The sequence below is a fragment of the Saccharopolyspora sp. NPDC003752 genome (genome assembly GCF_053605825.1).
Map to the genome: position 1 here is coordinate 56802 of NZ_JBSGJZ010000044.1, position 6454 is coordinate 63255.

Here is a 6454-nt window from a genome sequence, read left to right on the forward strand (position 1 = left end):
TCTTTGTCACTGCGCGGAAGGGCCGGTGCACACCGTTCGCGCCGGTTCCGGATAAACGGTGCTCCGGACCGTCCCGGGCGGGCACGCCGCCGCGCCGGTGGTGTCCGACGCCACGCCGGTCACGCGCTCGTTCGCGCCGGGCTCGTCGCAGCGCGCCTTGGTCTCGATGCCTGCCGCCGGAACGCGCAGGCAGTCGCCGACCACCACGTCCGGCACCAGGCACAACCGCAGCCCGCTGTCGCGGCGGACCGTCGCGTACCCCGGCCGGCACGACTCGGAGACCTCGGCGATCAGGAAGTCGGACTCGGCGCCGCCGCAGTCGACCTGCCGCCAGTCGGGATCCGCCGTGCCGACGCCGGTGATGTCCACGCAGTCCCCGGCGTCGGCCCGGTCGCCGCCGAGGGTGAAGTAGGCGCCGATGACGATGGCGAATCCGATGGCGAGCACGCCGACGTAGGCGACGCGCCAGGCCACCTTCCCGGCCCGGCTGCGCGGCGGATGGCTCATGGATCCCTCCGGAAACGATCTAGCCGCGCAAACCTAGCCGAAATCGCGGTCCGACCACCGCCGATCAGCACGAACGGCCCGATTTGGCCTGTTTTCAGGATGGGCCGCCTGGACTCCGGGGGAGGAATCCGGGGTCGTGAGCGCGCAACGGCGCTCACGACCGATCACTACTGGACGTTGCCGAAGCAGACGGTGCGCTTCTCGAAGACGTAGTAGCCCTCGCCCTCGGCGCACGCGGTCTTCGGGTCGGTGCTGTCGGCGACCTTGGTCACCTGGTCCTCGGCCTTGCCGCAGTCGATCTTCAGCGGCACGCTGTCCTCCGCGTCGTTGAAGTCCGTCAGGCAGTCGCCCTGCTTGACGTCCAGCTCGATGCAGTAGGTCTTGCCGCCGACGACGTTGGTGTAGTCGTCGAGGCAGAGGCTCCGGTTGTTGCCCTCCACGACGTCGATGATCTTGTAGTCCGAGTCCGCGGAACCGCAATCAGCGGCGTTCATCTCGCCGCCCTTCTCGCTGACCAGCGAGACGCAGCTGCCGGCCTCGAACGTGCTGCCCGAGCTCTCGGTGGTGCGCTCGGTGCTGCGTTCGGTGGTGCGCGTGGTGCTGCGGTCGGTGCTGGGCTCGGTGGTCGGGCCGGCTTCGGTCCGGCCGCCGCCGCTGTTGACCGCCAGCAGGATGATCGTCACCACGATGCCGATGACCACCACCGCGCCGACGCTGACCAGGCCGATGATCAGGCCGGTGCGGCTCTTCTTCGGCGGCATCGAAGGCGGCTGGCTGCCCGCGACGTGGCGCCAGAAGTCGTCCGAAGCGTTCGGCGGCGGGTACTGGCCCTGCGGGTACGACCCGTGGCCCGGCTGCGATCCGTACGGACCGGACTGCGATCCGTACGGATCCTGCGGTGGATAACTCACTGCTCCTCCGATTTTTGTGCGCAATGAGCAATTTAGCCGAGCCCGTACGGCCGCTAGTGCCCGAACGGGTGATAAAGACGACGGTGGAATACTGGGTGCGGAGTCCGGCCGCCGCCATCGGCACCGCTGATCACCTGCGAAGAAGCCGTCCGACCCGAGGGAGCTGCGCACCCGTGACCGACGGACCCCTGATCGTCCAGTCCGACAAGACCCTGCTGCTGGAGGTCGACCACGACCTCGCCGACGATGCGCGCACCTCCATCGCGCCGTTCGCCGAGCTGGAACGCGCCCCGGAGCACGTGCACACCTACCGCATCACACCGCTCGCGCTGTGGAACGCGCGCGCCGCCGGGCACGACGCGGAACAGGTCGTGGACGGTCTGGTGCGCTTCTCGCGCTACCCGGTGCCGCAGCCGCTGCTGGTGGACATCGTCGAGACGATGGGCCGCTTCGGCCGCCTGCAGCTGGTCAACGATCCGGCGCACGGCCTGGTGCTGAACTCGCTGGACCGCGCGGTGCTGGAAGAGATCCTGCGGAACAAGAAGATCGCGCCGATGCTGGGCGCGCGCATCGACGACGACACCGTGGTGGTGCACCCCAGCGAGCGCGGGCGGCTGAAGCAGATGCTGCTGAAGGTCGGCTGGCCCGCCGAAGACCTGGCCGGATACGTCGACGGCGAGGCGCACCCGATCGCGCTGCAGCAGGACGGCTGGACGCTGCGCGACTACCAGCAGCAGGCCGTGCAGTCGTTCTGGGCCGGCGGCTCGGGCGTCGTGGTCCTGCCCTGCGGCGCGGGCAAGACGCTGGTCGGCGCGGCGGCGATGGCCGAGGCTCAGGCGACGACGTTGATCCTGGTCACCAACACCGTCGCCGGGCGGCAGTGGAAGCGCGAGCTGATCGAGCGGACCTCGCTGACCGAGGAGGAGATCGGCGAGTACTCCGGGGAGAAGAAGGAGATCCGGCCGGTCACCATCGCGACCTACCAGGTGATCACCCGCCGCTCCAAGGGCGAGTACAAGCACCTGGAGCTGTTCGACTCCCGCGACTGGGGGCTGGTGGTCTACGACGAGGTCCACCTGCTGCCCGCGCCGGTGTTCCGGATGACCGCCGACCTGCAGTCCCGGCGGCGCCTCGGGCTCACCGCGACCCTGGTCCGCGAGGACGGCCGGGAGGGCGACGTGTTCTCCCTGATCGGTCCCAAGCGCTACGACGCGCCGTGGAAGGACATCGAGGCGCAGGGCTGGATCGCGCCCGCCGAGTGCATCGAGGTCCGGGTGACGCTGACCGACAACGAGCGGCTGGAGTACGCCACGGCCGACTCCGACGAGCGCTACAAGATGTGCTCGACGGCGCGCACCAAGTCACCGGTGGTCAAGGCGATCCTGGACCGGCACCCGGGGGAGCCCGCCCTGGTCATCGGCGCGTACCTGGACCAGCTGCACGAGCTGGGCGAGGCGCTGGACGCGCCGATCGTGGAGGGCTCGACGAAGAACAAGGAGCGCGAGGAGCTCTTCGACGCCTTCCGGCGCGGTGAGATCAGCCGGCTCGTGGTGTCGAAGGTCGCGAACTTCTCCATCGACCTGCCGGAGGCGTCGGTCGCCGTGCAGGTGTCCGGGACCTTCGGGTCGCGGCAGGAGGAGGCGCAGCGGCTCGGCCGGCTGCTGCGGCCGAAGGCCGACGGCAAGCAGGCGCACTTCTACTCGGTGGTGTCGCGGGACACCCTGGACACCGACTACGCGGCGCACCGGCAGCGCTTCCTCGCCGAGCAGGGCTACGCGTACAAGATCGTCGACGCCGACGACCTGCTCGGGCCGGCGATCCCGGACGTCGGGTGACGACAATTGGGGGACACACCCGGTCGGCTGTCATCCAAAAGTGTCCGAGTTCGGCCCCGCAGCGGCTACCGTTGCGATGAACGCACGCAGCACCCGAATCGCAGGTCGCCCCGGGTCCGGGGTGCGCGGGCGCCAGGAGGAACGCAGGTGCGGATGTCCCGCAAGATGCTGGAGGCGTCATGAGCGAAGCTTCGCCATTCCTCGCTCATGCGAGCCGGTCCGACGCGGGTATCGAGCAAGGTACTGGAGATCGGATGGCCACCGAGCAGGAACGCGCGGCGATGGGCGGCGCGCACCGGTTCGTCGGACTCGCGGAAAGCCTGGAACGTCACGCCGGGACGCCGACCGGCGCCGAACCCCCGAACGCGCACGGCACCAACCGCGGCTACGGGCTGGTGTTCTTCCACCTGCAGCAGTACCACCTGACCACGGTGATCAGCACCGGCCTGCGGTTCCAGCCGCTGGGCGCCGAACCGGCCCAGGAACTCGCGTGCACCGTCTACAAGGAGCAGGCCGAAGCCGCCCGGCACCTGGTCGACCTCACCGCCGGCCTGCTGGTGCAGCAGCGCACCCACCTGGTGCCGGACCAGATCGTGCCGAACGAGCAACCGCTGCTGCCGGGCACCGAGTTCCACGGGGTCCTGGCCAGCGGCCACCCGCTGTTCCCGCCGGAGTTCACCAGGTTCACCGATCCGGACGGGGTCGAGCAGCTGCAGGTGTTCACGCTGCTGCCGGTCACCATCGGCGAGCTGAACTACATCCTGGACAACGGCGTCACCTCGCTGCGCCAGCAGTGGGCCCGGTTCGAGGTGGACGTCTTCGACCTCGGCCGCCCCAGCGTGGTCTGAGCAGAGCGCAATTTCCATTGAAATCGAACCTTCGATTTCAATGGAAATTGAAGTCCATCGGCGTGTCGGGCCACGACACGCCGATGGGTGTGGACAACTCCCGCAATTTCAATGGAAATCGAACCTCTGATTTCCATTGAAGTTGCGGCGCCACCGGCCGGCGGCGGCGGTGTGCCTTGATGCGCGGTGACGGCGACGGGCTGAAAGGATCAGGCCATGGACTCGGCGACGATCGACCTGGCGGAGTTGGACGCGGTTCGGGTGTACGCACTGCCCATGCGCAACAAGTTCCGGGGCGTCACGGTGCGGCGCGGAGTCCTGCTGAGCGGCCCGGCCGGCTGGGGCGAGTTCTGCCCGTTCGAGGACTACGACGACGCCCAGTCGGTGCCGTGGCTCCGAGCCGCGCTGGAGGCGTGCACCGAGGAATGGCCGGAGCCGGTGCGCGACCGCATCCCGGTCAACTGCACGGTGCCCGCGGTGCCGGCGGAGAAGGCGGCGGCGATCGTCGCGGCGTCGGGCTGCGGCACGGCGAAGGTCAAGATCGCCGAGCCCGGCCAGTCCCCCGGTGACGATGTCGAGCGCGTGGCGGCGGTCCGCGACGCGCTGGGGCCCGGCGGCGCGATCCGGGTGGACGCGAACGCGGCCTGGGACGTCGACACGGCGGTCACCCGGATCCGCGAGCTGGACAAGGCCGCGGAAGGCCTGGAGTACGCGGAACAACCGTGCCCGACGATCGACGAGCTGGCCGCGGTCCGCCGCCGCGTGGACGTCCGGATCGCGGCCGACGAGAGCATCCGCCGCGCCGAAGACCCGCTCCGCGTGGCGGTCGCCGGAGCGGCCGACGTGGCGATCATCAAGGCCACGCCGCTAGGCGGCGTCCGCCGCGCGCTGCGCGTCGCCGAGGCCTGCGGCCTGCCCTGCGTCGTGTCCTCCGCAGTGGAGAGCAGCGTCGGCCTCGCCGCGCAGCTCGCCCTGGCGGGCTCACTGCCCGAGCTCCCCTTCGCCTGCGGCCTGGGCACGGTGGCGCTGCTCGACGGCGACGTCGTCGCCGACTCGCTGCTTCCCGTGGACGGCCACCTGCCGGTGCTCCGCCGTCCGCCGGAGCCGGATCCCGCGCTCGTCGCGGCGGCTACGCCGACCGCCGACGTGCAGCGCTACTGGCTCGACCGGCTCCGCCGGGTCCACGACCTGCTCGCCCGGCCCTGACCTCCGGCGGCGCGTTCTCCGACGCCCAGTTCCAGGGTCCGTTTCAGAACGGCTCCGCCAGGCTCATCCCGAAGGCGCCCGGTGCCTGACGCGATGCGGCCGCCACCTGGGGCGAGCCCCGGGTGGCGGCCTGGTGGAGTCAGCGGCGGCGGCGCCGACGGCGGATGATGCGGAACGCGAACCCGAGGACCACCACCGCTACCGCGACCGGGGCCAGGCGCTTGAGCAGCGGCGCTCCCGCCGTGCCGAGGAGGTCGATGGCCTCGTCCGCCGGTGCCGCGCCGCCGGTCACGACCGCGTCCGCCTTGCGCGCCGGTTCTTCCTTCGCCGTGCTGGTGAACGCCGTGTCGTGGCTGCCCGCCGGCGTGACCCGCCAGCTGGCCTTCTCGCCCGCCGAAGCCGCCGAAGCCGCCGGAGCGCCGGAAGCCGCGGGGGCTTCCGCCTCGGCCTCCTCCGCCGGTTCCTCCTCGGTGAGCCGCTTCGCGAGGTTCGCCGCGAACTGGTTCAGGATCTTGCCACCGACCTCTGAGATCAGGCCGCGGCCGAGCTGCGCCGGCTTGCCCGTGACCTTCAGGTCGGTGTCCACCGTGACCGCGGTGGTGTCGCCTTCCGGCGTGAGCACCGCGGCGACCGTCGCCGCGGCGGTGCCGCTGCCGCGCGAGTCCTTGCCGCTGGCGTCGATGACCACCCGGCGGGCGGCCTCGTCGACGTCCTTGAAGGTCCCGGTGCCCTTGTAGAGCAGCGTGACCGGGCCGAGCTTGACCTTGACGGAGCCGGCGAACTCGTTGCCCTCTGCCTTGGTGAGCGTGGCGCCGGGCATGCACGGGGCGACCCGCTCCGGGTCGAGCAGCGCCTTCCACGCCACGTCGACCGGCACCGGAACGCTGAACTGGTGCTGCATCTGCACTGGAGGGTCCTCCTGGTTCGACCGAGCTCGGCTCGAATGAGCCGTCCTTCCTGAAGAAGCTGCGTTTCACAGTCCAACACCAGCTTCCCAGCCGCAGCGGTCGTCCGATACCCCATTCGGATCATCGGGGCCCGGACGCCGGGCGGGGCGGCGGGGGGGGGGCCGGGCGCCCCCCCCCCCCCCCCCCTCGCGCTCGCGGGCTGCACGAAAGACGGCACCACTAAGGTACTATGTTGATAG

The 6454-nt window shown here is 70.6% G+C and carries 6 protein-coding genes; 3 read left to right on the forward strand and 3 right to left on the reverse strand.

All coding sequences use genetic code 11. The annotated features are described in order from the left end of the window. Positions 1 to 6 precede the first annotated feature (6 nt). Both ACWEV3_RS36605 and ACWEV3_RS36610 read right to left on the reverse strand, forming a co-directional pair. Positions 7 to 507: an LppU/SCO3897 family protein gene (locus ACWEV3_RS36605; protein WP_452618289.1), complete on the reverse strand. Its 501-nt coding sequence runs from the start codon at positions 505 to 507 to the stop codon at positions 7 to 9. 167 nt (positions 508 to 674) lie between these two features. Continuing rightward, positions 675 to 1418, reverse strand: coding sequence for a hypothetical protein (locus ACWEV3_RS36610; protein WP_452618290.1), 744 nt, complete (start codon positions 1416 to 1418; stop codon positions 675 to 677). Positions 1419 to 1591: 173 nt separating this feature from the next. Here ACWEV3_RS36610 and ACWEV3_RS36615 point away from each other — a divergent pair, with 173 nt between their 5' ends. The 3 genes from ACWEV3_RS36615 (at position 1592) to ACWEV3_RS36625 (ending at position 5307) form a co-directional block, all read left to right on the forward strand. Further along, entirely contained in the window at positions 1592 to 3253 is a 1662-nt protein-coding gene (locus ACWEV3_RS36615) for a DNA repair helicase XPB (protein WP_452618291.1), read from the forward strand. A 254-nt stretch (positions 3254 to 3507) separates the two neighbouring features. Continuing rightward, positions 3508 to 4101, forward strand: a complete 594-nt coding sequence (locus ACWEV3_RS36620; protein ID WP_452618292.1) for a suppressor of fused domain protein — start codon at positions 3508 to 3510, stop codon at positions 4099 to 4101. Positions 4102 to 4317: 216 nt separating this feature from the next. Further along, entirely contained in the window at positions 4318 to 5307 is a 990-nt protein-coding gene (locus tag ACWEV3_RS36625; RefSeq protein WP_452618293.1) for an o-succinylbenzoate synthase, read from the forward strand. 139 nt (positions 5308 to 5446) lie between these two features. On the opposite strand, the gene ACWEV3_RS36630 is transcribed toward ACWEV3_RS36625, so the two are convergent. Then, on the reverse strand, positions 5447 to 6214 hold the full coding sequence (locus tag ACWEV3_RS36630) for an SRPBCC family protein (protein WP_452618294.1): 768 nt from the start codon (positions 6212 to 6214) through the stop codon (positions 5447 to 5449). Between the last annotated feature and the right edge of the window lie 240 nt (positions 6215 to 6454).

Bases quoted from the DNA above. Each gene is read 5' to 3' on its own strand.
- ACWEV3_RS36605 (WP_452618289.1), bottom strand. From the start codon at position 507: ATGAGCCATCCGCCGCGCAGCCGGGCCGGGAAGGTGGCCTGGCGCGTC.
- ACWEV3_RS36620 (WP_452618292.1), top strand. From the start codon at position 3,508: ATGGCCACCGAGCAGGAACGCGCGGCGATGGGCGGCGCGCACCGGTTC.
- ACWEV3_RS36625 (WP_452618293.1), top strand. From the start codon at position 4,318: ATGGACTCGGCGACGATCGACCTGGCGGAGTTGGACGCGGTTCGGGTG.